Consider the following 17002-nt stretch of genomic DNA (forward strand, 5'->3'; position numbering starts at 1 on the left):
ATGTCTATAAATTGTATAAGAACACTTTTAGAAGATGCAAATACTTCTCATAAGGATAAAATTGCATTAGTACATAATGATAAAAAAATAACTTACGAAGAGTTATTTAAAAGAGTAAATCAAGTAGCATTTTATCTAAAAGAGCTTGACCTACCAAAAGATAGTAGAATTGGTATTTATTCAACAAAATCCATTGATCAAGTAATAGCAATACTTGCAATTCTTTCAACTGATTATATTCTAGTTCCATTAACTAGACTTCTTCAACCTGAACAAGTTGAATATATAATAGATGATTGTGATATAAAATGTATTATTACAGATAAAGTAAAAATTGAAAAGATTCAAGAGAGTAACTTTGATGGACAAATCATCTCTTATGAAAGAACTGAGCACAATTTAGCTTCATTTGAAGAGATTTATAAATATTATAACAAACCTTATACTTGTGATGTAAATGGACATGATAATGCAGTAATTACTTACTCTTTTGGACTTACTGGAAAACCAAAAGGTATAGTAATTTCTCATAGAAATTTAATAGACTCAGCAAGAGTTGTATCTCAATATCTAAAATTAAAAGAAGAAGATGTAATCTCTGGAACTCTTATTTTTAATCTTGATTATGGATTAAATCAAATCTTTTGTTCTTTATATAAAAGAGCTACTCTAGCACTGCATAGATTTATTTTAGCGGGTGATTTTTTCAATCATATAATAAAAGATAAAGTTACAGTACTACCTTTAATGCCAATAAATATAACCCAAATGTTTGATGAAGATGAATACAAACTTCCAAGTGCAGAATTACTTTCAAATATTAGAGTTATAACTTCATCAGGAGGAAATGTAACTGCTAAGATGTTAAAAGATTTAGATAAGTACTTTCCAGATGCAAAATTTTATTCGATGCATGGATTAACAGAAGCTTTTAGATCAACTTATTTAAAACCATCACAAATTTGGATTCGACCAGATTCAATAGGAAAAGCAATTCCAGATGTTGAGCTATATGTTATAAATGAAGAAGGATATGAGTGTAAACCAAGGGAGATAGGAGAGCTTATACATAGAGGTGGATATATTTATAAAGGATACTGGAATGCTCCTGTTGAGACAAAAGAGAGATTTGAATCTATTGATATCTTAAAAAATGTAATCAACCTTGAGGGACAACTTTGTGATGAGATTGTTGTTGCAAGTGGTGATTATGTATATAAAGATGAGGAAGGTTACTTATACTTTGTCTCAAGACGAGATGATATGATAAAAACAAGAGGTTTTAGAGTAAGCCCATATGAAATAGAATCAGTTGTATCAAAAAATATTCCTCAAATTGAACAGTGTGCAGTTTTTTCTATACAAAATCAAGAGATTGAAGAAGAGATTGTATTGGTTTATTCAAGTAAAAATGAAATTCCTGTAAATGAAATCTTATTTGAGTTAAAAAATCATCTAGCATCATATATGATACCTAGTAAAATTATTTATAATAAATCATTACCATTAGTTCCAAGTGATAAAAATAAGATAAATAAAGAGATATTAAAACAAAATATTATAAATAATATTTAAATGAGTATAAAATAAGCTCTTATTCTTAAATTTGGTTTAATTTTTGATATAAATCAAAGCTTTAAAAGAATAGTTTATATAAAATACCTAATAAAACAAAAAAGGATTGTAAAAATGAAAAAAATTTTGATTGCAACTTCGCTTTTCGCATGTGCATTATTTGCTTCTGATGGAGCAGCACTATATAAAAAGTGTGCAACTTGCCATGGGGCAAATGGTGAAAAAGTAGCTTTAGGTAAAAGTAAGATAATTAAAGATATGTCTAAAGCAGATTTTATTGCAGCAATGAAAGGTTACAAAGATGGATCTTATGGAGGACCAATGAAAGGTCTAATGAAAGGTCAAGTAGCTTCTTTAAGTGATGCTGATATTGAAGCGTTAGCTAATCATATCATAAAATAATTCTTTTTGTAAGATAGTAGCTTTTGCTATTATCTTATAAATTCGATTCTATCTCTTCCTTTATTTTTTGCTAAAATAACACCCTCTTTTGCTTTTTGAATAAACTCATTCTTATCTAAACAGTTATCAAAAAATGAAACTCCCATACTTACAGTTACATCAATAGGTCTATTTGGATGAAAAACTCTTTGAAATTTTATTTCAGCTTGTAAAGACTTAAGATTTTCTAGTAAAAACTCTTTTTTACAAAAACAAAGTATTAAGAACTCTTTTGAATCATATCTATATACTTCACCATTTAAAATAGTTGCATAATTTAAAAGTTTTGTACCTAAGTACTCTAATACTTTATTTGCATACTCATATCCAAAAGTTTTATTTATATTTTTAAATTTATCTATATTTATTAAAACTGCATTTAATAAATATGAGTTTTCTTGTTCTTGAAATTTTGATAAGTCTTCTTGCATTTTTTTTATATTATATGTTTTTGTTAAAGCATCTTTATTTATACTCTCTTCTAAAATAGCTTTTTCTTTTAATAGTTGTTCAATTAAAGTATCTTTATAATCCTCTTCAATTTCGATATTTTTTTGTTCATAGATTTTACCTAAGTTAAATTCAAACTGATTAGATTTTGTACTATAATCAACTTTTTTGCACTCTATTACTATTGAGGGTTTATCTTCACCTAAGCCATTAGTTAATATAAGTTTATCAACTTGCTTAATAGTATAAGATATCTTATCATCTTTAATTATAGGTTCTATTAACTCTTTTTTCCAATATTTTGATGCATCTTTTTTTAGTATTTTATCTTTTTTTAATAATATATCTTCAAATAAATTTTTATCTATAGAAATTTTAAACATAATCAAATATTAGCAATAAAATACTTAATAAGTAAAATCATGAAAATAAATTATAAGAAAAACAAATATTAAATTTTATCGATTTTTAATATTAGTTTTACTAATATATTAAAAATCAATTATAAGGAGTTCTTATATGAGCTTAAGGGAAAAATTTACACCTATGTGTTTTCTGGGTGCACTTGGAGCAGGCGGATTATCTGTATCATTTTTTATGTATTTAATGTTTTTAGTACCACATAAAGAGACTCCAATGCCTATATTTGAACAAATTTTTCCAAAACTTATGGAAGGTTCATGGTTATCTTTTGTTATAGCTTTTTCTTTGGTATTTATCATAGTTTTTGCTTTTTTTCACTTTAAATTTTTAATTTGGAATACAAAACAGTTTTTAGAGTTTAAAAAAACAGATAAATATAAAAGTTTAATTTCATCAAATGGTGAAGTTTCTTTAATGACTATTCCATTAACATACGCAATGACTATTAATGTTTGCTTTGTTTTAGGAGCTGTATTTGTACCAAACTTATGGAGTATTGTTGAATATATGTTTCCTTTTGCATTAATTGGCTTTACAGTTGCAGGATATTTTGCATTGAAAATCTTTATTGATTATTTTAGTAGAATTATCACAACAGGAGATTTTGACTTTACAAAAAATAATAACTTGTCACAAATGATTTCTATTTTTGCTTTTGCAATGGTATCTGTAGGTTATGCAGCACCTGGAGCTATGAGTAGTAATCTTACAATAAATGCAATTGGTATTTTTGGTTCACTATTTTTTGCAGCAATTTCAATATTGTTGTTAATAATAAAATTAACAATGGGTTTTAAAAATATGTTTGAACAAGGAATTTCACTTGAAGCATCTCCATCACTTTGGATAATATTACCAATTTTAACACTTCTTGGAATTGCTATGATTAGAATTAGCTTTGGATTAGACCATCACTTTAATGCACCACTTGCTAAATCATCACTATTTACACTAACATCTGTAATTGTATCACTACAAATTATATTTGGTCTTTTAGGTTATAAAGTAATGAAACAAATTGGATATTTTGAAAAATATATTGAAAGTGAAGACCGTTCACCTGTATCTTTTGCACTAATTTGTCCAGGAGTTGCTTTTTTTGTTTTTGGAATGTTTTTTATAAACTTCGGATTAACTTTTAATGATGTAGTTACAAAATACTCAGTTGCTTATTTTGTATTAATGATACCTTTTATGTTTATTCAATATAAAACAATAGTCTATTTCTTTAAGTTAAAAAGAAAATTCAACTTTTAAAAACATAGCTTGTGTTACAATCTGCTAAATTATATTAGGAGATTGTAACTGCATGAGTAAAATATTAAAACCTACTTTTTTTCTATTTATTATAATCACATTTTTTACAGCTTGTTCAAATAAAAATATACAAATCCAAGATCTTAAAACTTACTCTCAAAATCCAAAACAGTATTTACAAAATGAATCTTTTGAATTTAAAAATCAAAATACATATAATGAAAGATTTTATGATAAGTATTTTGAAGTATGGAATAATCCTACTATTAAAATAAGCAAAAGAGCTGCGTCTTGGGGTTTTTTATACAAAAAAAAAGATATCTATTTACAAAATTTTTCAAAAGCATCAAAACAGTGGTTTGATAAACAAATACAAAACTCTAACTTTAAAGAGTTTAAATCAAAGCTTCAAAAAGCAATTACAATTAAAAATAGTAATATCAAAGTATTACCAACAAAACAAATGATGTTTTATAATCCATATAATGCAGGAGAAGGTTTTCCTTTTGATTATAATCAAAACTCTTCTATTAAAATTAACACACCTATATTAGTATCTCACTTATCAAAAGATAAAGCATGGGCTTTTATAAAAACCTCTTCTTTTTATGGTTGGATAGATATAAGAGATATTGCTTTTGTTGATGAAGAGTTTATAAAAAAATTTAAAACAAATACTTATGCAGTTGCAGTAAAAGATAAATTTAATATCTATAAAAACTATTTTATAGAAAATATACAATTAGGAACTATTTTTCCATATGAAAAAGATAAATTCTTTATTGCAGCAAAAAAATCAAATCAAAAAGCATTTATTAAAACTGTTAATATCAACAAAGAAAACATCTCTTTAAAACCTTTGAAATTTAATAATAAAAATCTTACAAAAATTGCACAAGAACTTATAAAAGAGCAGTATGGTTGGGGTGGTATTTTAGGATTTAGAGATTGTTCAAGCTTTACTCAAGATTTTTTCTCAAGTTTTGGAATATATCTTGATAGAAATTCAAAACAACAAATCAAAAATGGCAAATACTACAAAATAAAAAACTTTACAAATAAAAAGAAAAAAGAGTTTATTTTAAAAAATGCTAAAGCCTTTAAAAGTTTAATATATCTAAAAGGACATATTATGCTTTATATTGGAAATATAAAAGGTGAACCTTTGGTTATGCATAATGTTTGGGGAGTCAAAACAAGAGTTTTTTTAAATAAAAAAGGAAGAAATATAATTGGGAAAAATATAATTAGTAGTTTAGAGTTTGGAAAAGAATTAGAAACTTACGATGATACAAATACTGTTTTAGATAAAGTTGAGGGTATTATTATTTTAGATGAAAAATAAAAAAACTCTAAAATTTATCTTAAATATAACTACTCCTCACACTTTCTTAAATAAATCAATCTATACACCATTGGAACATAATATAGATTTAAAATAGTTGCCCATAAAATACCAAAGCCTAATGCAATAGCCATAGGTTGAAGAATTAAAGCTTGTCCTGAAGCAAAGAAAATAAGAGAACTCAAACCTAAAACTGTTGTAATTGAAGTAAGTAAAATTGGTCTTAATCTTAATAAAGCTTGTTCTTCCATTTGTTTTAATGTTTTTGCTTTTTTAATAAAATCCATCATAATAATACCATCATTTACAATAACTCCTGCAAGTCCTACTATACCTATAAGTCCTGGCATTGTAAGGTTTATTCCCATTATTACATGCCCTACTAATACACCTAAAATAGAAAGTGGAATAGTACTTATAATTATTAGTGGTTTAACCATAGAATCAAACATCCAAACAAGAGCTATAAAAATAAGAATAATCGCTATTAAAGCAGCTTCTGCCATCTCTTTTTGAACCTTTGAATTCTCTTCTTGTTCACCTTTTATATCTAGTTTTACTACACCTTTTAAACTATTTAAAACAGGTGTTAACTCTTCATATACATCAGAAGATGTAGTATCAGTAATAGAAGCTGTTACACTTGTAATTCTTTCATTATTTTCTTTAAATATTTGAGAGTATGCAGGTATTTTCACAAAAGTAGCCACATCTTTTAAAAGTACCCTCTTTCCATCATTTAATACTATTTCAAAACTATCTAAACTTGTTAATAAATCTTTATTTTTACTTTCAAAGACAACTTCAACAATACCTTTTTTATCAAACATTTTTGAATAAGCAGCTTTTGAGTAAAAAGGTCTTAATTGATTAAGAATAGTCTCTTCATCAACTCCTATTTGCTGTCCATATCTATTTACCTTAAATTTTAATTCAAAATTTCCCAAAAGTGCATCATCTGCTATATTTGAAACTCCATTTATTGAAGATAGCTTCTTTTTTAACTTATCAACTGCTTCATGTACTTTTTTATTTTCTCCTGATACTGCTATTTCAATATCATTTTTAACAATACCTGCTTTTGGAGTAAAGATTTTTAACTCATCAAACTTTGAAGTATCAATATTTTTATCTATTATACTTTTAATCTTTTTTTCCAATTCTTGTGCGCTTGATTGTCTAATCATATTTGAGTCATCATATTTTGGTGATAAATATGGATTTATATACTTATCAAAAAAGTTTTGTGGTGCTCTTTCATTTAAGTTTACAAAAAGTTGAAAATAAAACTCCTCATTTTGAGGTTGATTTTTTCCATCAAGTTTCATTCCAATAACAGAACTAATAGAACTTACTTCTGTATCAAAATCTATACTATTAAGTAATAACTTCTCTATTTTTAAAACAGATTTTTCTGTTTGTTCAATTTTATTTCCCACACCTACTGAACCACTTATATATACTTGTGTAGTATCAAATGATGGCATAAACTGGAATTTTAAACTTTTAAATAAAATAAATGTTATTGAAAATATTACACTTATCATAATAACTAAAGTAAGATATTTACCTTTTAATAAAAAATCTAAAACTTTTGCATATAATTTTTTATTAAAATCCCACACTTTATGTGATCTTCTATTTTCATTACTTACTTTTAAAATCTGCATTGAGTGCAATGGCAAAAAGAAAAATGCTTCAAGTAAAGAAGACAATAATAGTATTGTTATCATAATAGGAAGTATTTGCATAAATTTTCCCGTTTCTCCACTCATAATAAGTATAGGTAAAAATGCAAAAATTGTAGTTGCAGTTGCAGTTAAAACAGCAGGAAACATCTCTAAAGCTCCATCTCGTGCAGCAGTAAATCTATCTTTACCCATTTCCATATGTCTATATATATTTTCTGCAACAACAATTGCTTCATCTACTAGCATTCCAAGGGCAATTAAAGCTCCTAAAAGTGAAAGCATATTTAAGCTATAACCTAAGTAATCTGCTCCAATTAAAGCAATCATAAAAGAAGTTGGAATACCAATTGCAATAACTATTGCAATTCTTACATTAATAAATAAAAGTAAAGCAATAAAAAGCAAAATCAAGCCAAACAGTATATTAGAAACTACAGTATTAAGTCTATTTTTAATCCAAATAGAAGTATCAATGTAAGTATCAAACTCAATATCAGAGTAAACTTCTTCATAATCTTTAGTAATTTGCTTTATTTTTTTTACTAATTCAATTGAGTCACCCTCAAAACCTTTATTTATTCCTATTGCAACATTTCTTTTGGCATTAAAATGTGATATATCATCTACGTCTGCAAGTTGAAACTCAACATTTGCAATATCTTTTAAATATAATTTTTTATTGCTTACTTTTAAAATAGTATTTTTTATATTTTCAATATCTTTTTGACCATTGAAAGTACTTAGATAATAGTGTCTTGAAGTATCTTTTATAATCCCAACTGGAAAAATAGAGCTTATTTTTTGTACAGCATTTATTACTTCTACTTTATTTAAGCCCAATGCTTCAATTTTATTTTCATCAAAACTAATAAGTAACTCTTTATCTGTTTTACTAAATACAGTAACTTCAGATAAATCTTTTAGTTGCATAATCGTTGATTTTACATCATCTGCTATTTCTAGTAATTGATTTTTATTTTTTGAACCATCCTTTGAGTATAAAGAGACTGTAATTAAAGGAAAAGTATGTTCAATCGTTTTAACAGTTGGTTCATCCATATCTGTTGGAAGATTTGTTTTAACTTGCGCAATAATATCTTTTACATCATCAACAACTAAATTTGGATCTTCTCCATCTTTTAAATCAACTTTTATAGTAAAAAAACCATTTTTAATAACAGAAGTAATTTTTTTTGCTTCACTAAGACCTAAAAGTTCATCTTCAATATCTTCAACAGCGATTTTATCAAGTAAGTCAGAACTAGCTCCACTATACGAGCCAGTTATAGAAACTGCATCAAGTGATGAGGGAGGAAAAATCTCTTTTGGAATGTTATTATATGAAAAAATTGATATGACAAGTAAAAAAACCAATAACATATGATTTAGCACTGGTTTTCTTAATGCAAACTCTATCAAATTTTGTATCATTTTTTCTCTTCTAGTGATTTTATTATAAGGGAATCAACAATTTGATTTTTAAACTTCATATCTTCAAGTTGTTGTGCTAGAAATCGATTTTCTTCTTTTAAAGATATATAATGTGCATAAAGTTTATTTACATCTTTACTTACATAATATATATTATTTGTTAGATAAATCTTTGGAATATACAATAACAAAGCTATAGCTAATAAACTAAAAGCAATAATTAATGAATTTCTAGCATTAAGCCTAATCAAATTTAAAAATCCTTAATTTTGAACTTCTGCTTCTTGGGTTTTGCTTTATTTCTGCTTTTGTTGGAGTGATTGGTTTTTTAGTAAGAATCTTACCTAAAGCATTATCATTTCCACAAGTACATCTAAAAGCTTCTGGTGGGCATACACAAGATTTTGTCCATTTTTTAAAATAATTTTTTACAATTCTATCTTCTAGTGAGTGAAAAGAGATTATTGCAATGATACAATTTTTTGGTTTTATTAACTCAATTGATTCAAATAATCTTTTTAAAACTCCTAATTCATCATTAACTTCTATTCTTATTCCTTGAAAAGGAAGTGTTGCTGGATGAATTTTTCCTTTATGCATATTTTTATATAAAAACTCTGCAAGCTCTTTTGCTGAACTAAAAGGTCTGTTATTTACTATTAATGAAGCAACTTTTTTATACTCTCTTACTTCCCCATACTCTTTAAATATATTTTCTAATTCTACTTGAGAGTAGCTATTTACAACGATATTTGCATCTAATTCTTGTGTTTGATCCATTCTCATATCTAAAGTATCACTTTCAAAACCAAAACCTCTTTGAAGTTTATCAAGTTGCAAAGAAGAGACACCAATATCAGCTAAAATACCTTTTATATTATAATCTTTAAACTTGTCTAAAACATGTTCAAAGTTACCTTTATTGAAAATAACTCTATTTCCATAATCTTTTAATCTATTTTTTGAAAAAGCCAAAGCTTCATCATCTTGGTCATTACATATTAATTTTATATTTTCATTTTGAGAAATTATTCCTAAGCTGTGTCCAGCATAGCCTGTTGTACAATCAATTATATATCCATCTTCAATATCAGCAAAAGCTTCTAAGGTCTCTTGATATAAGACGGGAACATGTGGAATATCCATATTAAAAAGGTCCTTATTAAATTTTATATATAATACCTAAATTTTGATTTAAGGCATTTTAAAATGATTAATACAAAGATAGTAAAATTATTAAGTAATTTATCCCTAACAATGTTTAGGAAAAATTTTTTTGGGATATACCATGGGGCTATATCTGCAAAAGTTGATCACAACTCATTTATAATAAATACATCAGATGCAATTTTTGATGAGATGAGCGAAAATTCATTTTGTCATTTAAGTACAACTAAGCAAGATTATAGATGGAATATTGCAAGTATAGAATCACATATTCATGCAACTATATACAATAATATACATGAAGCAAAATATATTGCTTTTGGAGTACCAATTTTTACAACAGCATATACATTAGATCATGACTTAATTGTTTTTGATGACTACTTTGGGAAAACAACTTTTGGTGAAGTTCCTATAATTAATCCAGGCAATTATGATTCATGGTATGATAGAAACGCACTTGAAATTACAAAATATTTAAAAGAATCGCACACAAATGTAATGATAATAAAAGGCGTTGGTATGTATATATATGATAGAGATATAAATGAACTTGTAAGGAAAATTGCTATCATGGAAAATAGTTGTAGATTGCTAAGTATTAGGTCATCTTACCAGTAAAATATTAAATTTTTCTAAAATATTATCTATAAAAGCCCAATATACGCATACTTTTAGCTTTTTTAAAGGTTAAATACTATAAAGTTTGATAACATTTTAATTTATACAAGGAGTTCTTCTATGAACAAGGCTGAATTTATCGATGCAGTAGCTGCAAAAGCTGGTTTATCAAAAAAAGACGCAAAAAATTCTGTTGACGCAGTATTAGATACTATTACAGAGACTTTAGTTAAAAGAGATACAGTAAGTTTCATTGGTTTTGGAACATTCTCAACTTCAGACAGAGCTGAAAGAACAGCAAAAGTTCCAGGAACAGATAGAACTGTAACAGTACCTGCTACTACAGTTGCAAAATTTAAAGTTGGTAAAGCTTTAAAAGAAGCAGTAGCTAATAAATAGTTATCGCATCGTTTAAAAGTCTATCCATTTATTTGGATAGGCTTTTTTTAATGTATCAAGCCTGTGTGGTGAAACTGGTAAACACGTCGGATTCAAAATCCGATGACTTAAGTCTTGAGGGTTCGAGTCCCTCCACAGGTACCATCTACTTTTAAATAATAAATCAACACTTAAAATACTTTCTAAACTTATCAAATCTTAATACCAAATTTATTGACACTAATTTTTTTAATGTCTCAAAACTTTAAATAATACTTTATTAATCAATAGTTTAAAGAATATAAGTAATATACAAGTCACTAATTTATAAAATCTACCAATAGGAGTAATTATGTTAGAAAAAATTAAATCAATATTTAAAAAGAAAACTTATCCTTGTATTGTTTGGGATGGCAAAGCTATGAAATACCTAAACCTAAATCAAAAAGAGATTGATGATATAAGAACAAATCCAAAATACAAAAACTGGTCAGTAACAATAAATCAAGAATAATCAAATCTTCAAAAAATAAAATCAAATAAAAACAAATATTATCATATTAAAATATCTTTTATTTATTTTATTTTTTGTTTTATTTTGTTAAAATAATATCATTATTTGTTTTAAAATAGTTTTATTTATAATAAAGGCTTTTAGATGGAAAAAGAAATTTATAATTTATGTGATTTTTTAAATCAAGAAGAAATTGATTTTTTAAAAGATAGAGATAGGATTTTATTAACAAATAAAGATAAAATCATGATGTATCTAAAATCAAACAATAGTTTAAAACAGCAAGTTACTAAAATTAAAAAAGAGTTAGATATTGATATTTCAGTTTTTACATATAGAAATTTTCTATTAAAATATTTTAAAAAAGCTTATGAAGAACACAATATAAATAAAGTTTTTTTAAACTCACAATATACTATCTTGAGATTGATTTTAAATGAAGGTTTTGATGATTCTAAAAAAATTTATAATTTTTTATTAAATAATGGTTCATTAAAGATAGTTAAAAATGATGAAAACAGTGTCATAAAATATATTGATTTTTACAAGAAATTAGAAGATTTTATAAGTACAAAAAATTTATCACTAAAAATTATTCCAGAAGATGAAGATAATTTAAATGAAGTTGATATAAAAAATGAGATACACGATAGTGAAATTGTAGAGATAATTGACAATACCAAAAGAATAGATATTGAACTTATTGATGGTAGTACAGAAACACATAATATATCTTTTCTAAAAAATTACTATATTGTTGAAGAGTTTAGTGGTAAAAAGTTTGACTTTATAGAAAAAAACTTGTACTTAATACCAAATACAAATGAAGGTAAAATTTTTGATTTTACTATGATAAAAGAGCTAATAAAAGATGTTAGACTAATGCCTGAATACTCACTAGTATTATATGACAACTCTAATATTGATGCAAAAATATATATTTATAGATATATAAATGGCGATTTAGTTTTTCTTGATAGTTTTAGTTCTTTATTAATAGTTGATATTTTAGATTTGATTAATTTAGCATTAAAAAAATTCCTAACTCTTTACAAAATTTATTTTGAAAAAGAGAATAAATATGTTAAATATGAAAACTCTTAGATTATTAAGCAAAAATTTGTACACAAAGAGTTAAATTTTAAATTTATTTCTAAAGAGTATAAAAAATTATACTTTATTAAAAAGTTAATGCTTGTATAAAAATACAGCGATAAAATAGTAAAAATAAAAATTCAAGGAAAAAAAATGAAAATAGCAATACCAGTAAAAGATGATAATTTAAACTTTTTCCCAAATGCAGGGCATACTCCAAAGTTTGCTGTATACACAATGACTGGTTCAGGAATGTTTAAATCATTTAAGTTAGATGAAATAAAACAAAACCCAAGAAATGATATAGACCATACTAATCCAGAAGCTGATCATGCATGTGATCATTCACATGATGATGCTGAGCATATTGAACAACACAATAAAATGGGAAGAGTTTTAAAAGAGTGTGATTATATAGTAGTAGAAAAAGCTTGTAAAAACACAGCAAGATCATTCACTAGTGAGGGTATTAAACTTATAAAATATAATGGCGATTCTTTAGAATCAACTAAAATTTTAAATGAATTGTCTTCAAAGTTTATATAAACAAGAAGTCATAAAGAAATAATAGTGAAAATTTCATATCATCGTAGACGTAAAATTAAAACTAGAAGAATAGCTTTACGTGAACTATTAAATAGAGGAATTGATAATCCAAAAGAGTTAGCAAAAGAGCTAAAAGTTACTATTGCTACTATAAAAAAAGATTTAGAGGCTCTTCTTTATATGAGTGAAGAAGAGTTTACTTTTAAGACAAAACAAACATCCAAAGAAATACTAGAAAAAAAAGATATGATATTAAAAATGTTAGATGATGAAGAGTACTACACACAAAATGGAGATATTAATATTACTAAAATAACAAAAGAACTAAAAACTAGCAGATCAACAGTTCTTTCTGTTTTAAATGGAGAGTAGTTTCTACTATAAAATTCGCACAAAACTTTTAATTTTTCTTTTCATTACAAGCTTTAACAAAATCATTAAAGAGTTCTCTGTGTTCTTTTATATAAAAAAGATATTCAGGATGCCATTGTACAGCAAGCATAAAAGGATAATTTCTTTTTTCTATTGCTTGAATTAATCCCTCATGTTCAGCAGTAACTTTTAAAGACTCCCCTACTTTATTTATTGCTTGATTATGAATACTATTTGCTTTGATTTTATCTTTTTTTAAAATATCAAAAAGTTTACTCTTTTTTTTAACATATACATCTTTTATAGGAAATATAGAGTTTTGATGGATTATATATTCATCAAAATCTAATATTGTTGGATATAAATCTCCCTCAAAAAATATGTTCAAAAGTTGTGCTCCACGACATATTCCAAAAATTGGTATTTTTCTTTTTACCGAATATGAAATCATATCAAGTTCAAAAGCATCTCTTTTTTTATCTAGTTTTGTGTTATGTGCATCTTTTCTTCCACCATATAAAACAGGATTTATATCACTTCCACCACTTAATATCATACCATCAATTTTATCTTTTGATATGTGATTATTAGCTCTTAAACTTACACTTCTAGCTCCAGATAAATATAGATTAAATCTAATAAACAACTCTGCAAAAAAGTTGCCTTTATTAGGTAAGCATATACCAATTAATGGTTTTTTAGCCATTTTCCCACTCTTTCATCCCATCTATTTAAATTTATTGTTTTATTTAAATACTCAATATATTCAGTACTTAGTAGTTTTAAATTTTTTTCATTATTTGCAAGGCTTTCTACAAACACCCATCTATTCCACTCATCTGATATTTTCCAATTTTCTTCACCAATAAGAGAGTTTGACAAACGATAATGAAATGCAGGTCTTGGTTTGATTTTTTCTTTTGGTAGCTTTTCTCTAACTCTTTTTTCATCAATATATGCAAAAACTGGCAACATATCTAAAGATCTATTTCGTGTTGGATTAAAATATAAATAATCATCAATTAAATCATCCATATTTGGATCATATTTACTATTTAAAATCTTTAAAATATACTCTTTTGGAAAATTATCTATATATGGAGTGATTTTTCTTGCAATATCAACCTTTGCATCTTTGTTTAAAAAATCTTGTAATATAACATATGCTCTTAAATAATTTAAAATTGATTTTACTTTTAAAGAAACTAATTCTACATTTATATGTAAACCAAAAGCATTATAGACTCTTTTTTTAGTTCCATGAGCACCTGCATTTGTTAGTTTTGCACTTAAATCATCAACTAATTGCATTTTACTCAAAGGTATTGGAGGAGTACTTATTTCATAAGGAACTAAATCTTTAGATATTGTTCCTAAAATATTCTCAACTTCATCAAGTTTTTTTTCATCTATTTGTATTCCCACTTTTTCAAAAAAATCTATTGCATTTGTTTTTATCTTCTGTTTTGTTAGAAGTTCAAAATCAAGTTCTAAAACAAAATCACCATATTCTGATTCCAATTTATAAAAAAAACTGTTTATTTTTTTTTCTTTTAATGAATATGTTTCTTTTAGTAAAGATAGTATCTCATTCATATTTATATTTGAAAATTCAAGTTCACAACCTACTTTTCTTTCTTTGCCCTCATAATTATTTATATTTTCTGGCATTATAAAGTTACCCATTTGTAATCCTTGTTTAATATTATGCTATAATTTTATGATAAGGAATTATATCAAGACATACTTAAAGAAAAATTTCTATTTTAAACTGAGTTTTTCAAAAAAATGTTTAAATTTAACATTTTGAATTAATATTTCTATAAGTTTATTATGCTAAATTTACACTCAAGATGTAAATAATTAACATTTATTTTGTTTTTATTTTACATTCAATATGTAAAAGGATAAAGAATGGAAACGGAAATTAAATTAAGAGAACCGGTAAAAAGTGACGGCAAAAATATCTTTAATTTAATTAAGAGATGTAAACCGCTAGATGTAAATTCTGAATACTTATATCTACTACAAAGTACATACTTTAAAGATACTTGTAGTGTTGCAACATTAGACAATGATGATGCTATAGGATTTATATCTGGTTATTTAGCACCAAATGAAAAAAATGTACTTTTTATTTGGCAAGTTGCAGTTGATGAAAGAGCAAGAGGTAAATCTGTTGCTAAAAGATTACTTCAAGAGATACTTGATAGAGAATTTTGTAAAGATGTTGAGTATATTCATACAACTATATCACCAGATAACGAGTCATCAAAAAGATTTTTTGAAAAATTTGCGAAAAACTTAGATGCAAATATTGAAACTTCAGTATTATTTGATAATGAAGATTTCAGTGAAGGTCATGAAAAAGAGGTACTATTTAAAATAGGCCCATTTAATAAAGGAAAAAAATAATGAGAATATTTGAAAATTTAGAGTCAGAAGTTAGAGGTTATATTAGGAGTTTCCCAACAATATTTGAAACATCAAAGGGAGCTATTTTAACAAATGAACAAGGTGAAGATTATATTGATTTCTTTGCTGGTGCTGGAACTTTAAATTATGGACATAACAACGAATTAATTAGTAAAGCATTAATTGAATATATTCAAAAAGATGGTGTTGTTCATGGTTTAGACATGGCAACAAGCGCTAAAAAAGAGTTCTTACAAACATTCAATGACACAATATTAGTTCCAAGAAACTTAGATTATAAAATTCAATTTACAGGACCTACAGGAACAAATGCAGTTGAAACTGCACTAAAACTTGCAAGATTAGTAAAAGGAAGAAGTAATGTAGTCTCTTTTACAAATGGTTTTCATGGGCTTACTCAAGGTTCATCATCAGTAACAGGAAATGATGACTACAGAGATGAAAGTTATATTAGTAGATCAAATGTATCATTTATGCCTTTTGATGGTTATTTTGGTGATATGAATACTATGGCTATTTTTAGAAAATTTCTAGAAGATAGTAGTAGTGGACTTGATATTCCAGCAGCTGTAATAATTGAGACTATTCAAGGTGAAGGTGGAATTAATGTAGCTTCTAAAGAGTGGTTACAAGAGTTAGAATCTATTTGTAGAGAGTATGATATTTTATTAATTATTGATGATATTCAAGTTGGTAATGGAAGAACTGGTGAGTTTTTCTCATTTGAATTTGCAGGAATAAATCCAGATATTGTAACTGTTTCAAAATCAATTGGTGGTGGTTTACCAATGGCAATTGTATTACTAAAACCAGATTTAGACCAATGGAAACCAGGTGAGCATACAGGTACATTTAGAGGAAATAACTTAGCTTTCGTTGCAGCAAAAGTTGCAATTGAGCATTATTGGCAAAATGATGATTTATCAAATGCAGTTAGATATAAAGAAAAACTATTAAAAGATACTTTAGAAAAAATTGCTGAAAAATACAAAGATACTTTTGAAGTAGAAATTAGAGGTAGAGGATTAGCTTATGGATTTGAAATTAAAGGTGACAACTCTGTTGCTGGTGAGATTTCAAAATATGCATTTGAAGAGAATCTAATTGTTGAAACTTGTGGTAGTGAAGATCAAGTAATAAAATTTTTACCACCATTAATTATTGATGAAGAAACATTGATAGAAGGTCTTAATCGTCTTGATACTGCAATTGGAAAATTAGTTGTAGACAAAAAAGAAAAATTAACGGAGGAATTTTAAT

Annotated in this window: 18 protein-coding genes and 1 tRNA gene; 13 read left to right on the forward strand and 6 right to left on the reverse strand. The window is 25.9% G+C overall.

The features are described 5' to 3' along the window. Both ACAN_RS07920 and ACAN_RS07925 read left to right on the forward strand, forming a co-directional pair. Complete coding sequence (locus tag ACAN_RS07920; RefSeq protein WP_099333358.1) at positions 1-1575, forward strand: AMP-binding protein; 1575 nt, start codon at positions 1-3, stop codon at positions 1573-1575. Between the two features lie 114 nt (positions 1576-1689). Next, complete coding sequence (locus tag ACAN_RS07925) at positions 1690-1977, forward strand: c-type cytochrome (protein ID WP_079578522.1); 288 nt, start codon at positions 1690-1692, stop codon at positions 1975-1977. A gap of 29 nt (positions 1978-2006) precedes the next feature. On the opposite strand, the gene ACAN_RS07930 is transcribed toward ACAN_RS07925, so the two are convergent. Then, entirely contained in the window at positions 2007-2849 is an 843-nt protein-coding gene (locus tag ACAN_RS07930; protein ID WP_099333359.1) for a GGDEF domain-containing protein, read from the reverse strand. A 136-nt stretch (positions 2850-2985) separates the two neighbouring features. On the opposite strand from ACAN_RS07930, the gene ACAN_RS07935 reads away from it, so the two are divergent. Together ACAN_RS07935 and ACAN_RS07940 are read left to right on the forward strand one after the other, a co-directional pair. Then, complete coding sequence (locus tag ACAN_RS07935) at positions 2986-4146, forward strand: TsoY family (seleno)protein (RefSeq protein WP_099333360.1); 1161 nt, start codon at positions 2986-2988, stop codon at positions 4144-4146. Between the two features lie 52 nt (positions 4147-4198). After that, the gene (locus ACAN_RS07940; protein WP_099333361.1) at positions 4199-5491 is read left to right on the forward strand and encodes a C40 family peptidase; all 1293 of its coding nucleotides are present in this window, start codon (positions 4199-4201) and stop codon (positions 5489-5491) included. Positions 5492-5520: 29 nt separating this feature from the next. Here the strand turns inward: ACAN_RS07940 and ACAN_RS07945 are convergent, their stop codons facing one another. Genes ACAN_RS07945 through rsmH form a run of 3 tightly spaced genes read right to left on the reverse strand, consistent with a single transcriptional unit; the run spans position 5521 to position 9759 of the window. Next, on the reverse strand, positions 5521-8613 hold the full coding sequence (locus ACAN_RS07945; protein WP_099333362.1) for an efflux RND transporter permease subunit: 3093 nt from the start codon (positions 8611-8613) through the stop codon (positions 5521-5523). After that, positions 8610-8864 (reverse strand): hypothetical protein, encoded by a 255-nt coding sequence (locus tag ACAN_RS07950; RefSeq protein WP_099333363.1) that lies wholly within the window; start codon positions 8862-8864, stop codon positions 8610-8612. Before ACAN_RS07950 ends, ACAN_RS07945 begins: the two co-directional genes overlap by 4 nt. Further along, on the reverse strand, positions 8857-9759 hold the full coding sequence (gene rsmH / locus ACAN_RS07955) for a 16S rRNA (cytosine(1402)-N(4))-methyltransferase RsmH (protein WP_099333364.1): 903 nt from the start codon (positions 9757-9759) through the stop codon (positions 8857-8859). The genes ACAN_RS07950 and rsmH overlap by 8 nt, the downstream gene beginning before the upstream one ends. A 63-nt stretch (positions 9760-9822) precedes the next feature. Here rsmH and ACAN_RS07960 point away from each other — a divergent pair, with 63 nt between their 5' ends. From ACAN_RS07960 to ACAN_RS07985, 7 genes are all read left to right on the forward strand, one after another. After that, positions 9823-10401: a class II aldolase and adducin N-terminal domain-containing protein gene (locus ACAN_RS07960; RefSeq protein WP_079578513.1), complete on the forward strand. Its 579-nt coding sequence runs from the start codon at positions 9823-9825 to the stop codon at positions 10399-10401. 120 nt (positions 10402-10521) lie between these two features. Continuing rightward, on the forward strand, positions 10522-10800 hold the full coding sequence (locus ACAN_RS07965; RefSeq protein ID WP_079578515.1) for an HU family DNA-binding protein: 279 nt from the start codon (positions 10522-10524) through the stop codon (positions 10798-10800). 59 nt (positions 10801-10859) lie between these two features. Then, positions 10860-10944, forward strand: a tRNA-Leu gene (locus tag ACAN_RS07970). A gap of 187 nt (positions 10945-11131) precedes the next feature. Next, entirely contained in the window at positions 11132-11293 is a 162-nt protein-coding gene (locus ACAN_RS13990) for a hypothetical protein (RefSeq protein ID WP_159445737.1), read from the forward strand. Between the two features lie 144 nt (positions 11294-11437). Next, complete coding sequence (locus ACAN_RS07975) at positions 11438-12397, forward strand: hypothetical protein (RefSeq protein ID WP_099333365.1); 960 nt, start codon at positions 11438-11440, stop codon at positions 12395-12397. A gap of 144 nt (positions 12398-12541) precedes the next feature. Next, complete coding sequence (locus ACAN_RS07980; protein ID WP_099333366.1) at positions 12542-12934, forward strand: NifB/NifX family molybdenum-iron cluster-binding protein; 393 nt, start codon at positions 12542-12544, stop codon at positions 12932-12934. Positions 12935-12958: 24 nt separating this feature from the next. Next, on the forward strand, positions 12959-13306 hold the full coding sequence (locus tag ACAN_RS07985) for a hypothetical protein (protein WP_099333367.1): 348 nt from the start codon (positions 12959-12961) through the stop codon (positions 13304-13306). 28 nt (positions 13307-13334) lie between these two features. On the opposite strand, the gene ACAN_RS07990 is transcribed toward ACAN_RS07985, so the two are convergent. Together ACAN_RS07990 and ACAN_RS07995 are read right to left on the reverse strand one after the other, a co-directional pair. Further along, the gene (locus ACAN_RS07990; RefSeq protein WP_099333368.1) at positions 13335-14012 is read right to left on the reverse strand and encodes a gamma-glutamyl-gamma-aminobutyrate hydrolase family protein; all 678 of its coding nucleotides are present in this window, start codon (positions 14010-14012) and stop codon (positions 13335-13337) included. Then, entirely contained in the window at positions 13994-14992 is a 999-nt protein-coding gene (locus ACAN_RS07995; protein WP_099333369.1) for an amidoligase family protein, read from the reverse strand. Before ACAN_RS07995 ends, ACAN_RS07990 begins: the two co-directional genes overlap by 19 nt. A gap of 228 nt (positions 14993-15220) precedes the next feature. On the opposite strand from ACAN_RS07995, the gene ectA reads away from it, so the two are divergent. Together ectA and ectB are read left to right on the forward strand one after the other, a co-directional pair. After that, positions 15221-15721 (forward strand): diaminobutyrate acetyltransferase, encoded by a 501-nt coding sequence (gene ectA / locus ACAN_RS08000; RefSeq protein ID WP_099333370.1) that lies wholly within the window; start codon positions 15221-15223, stop codon positions 15719-15721. Continuing rightward, entirely contained in the window at positions 15721-17001 is a 1281-nt protein-coding gene (ectB, locus tag ACAN_RS08005; RefSeq protein WP_099333371.1) for a diaminobutyrate--2-oxoglutarate transaminase, read from the forward strand. Before ectA ends, ectB begins: the two co-directional genes overlap by 1 nt. Position 17002 lies beyond the last annotated feature (1 nt).

The sequence above is a fragment of the Malaciobacter canalis genome, from assembly GCF_008000835.1.
Classification (GTDB): Bacteria; Campylobacterota; Campylobacteria; order Campylobacterales; family Arcobacteraceae; genus Malaciobacter; species Malaciobacter canalis.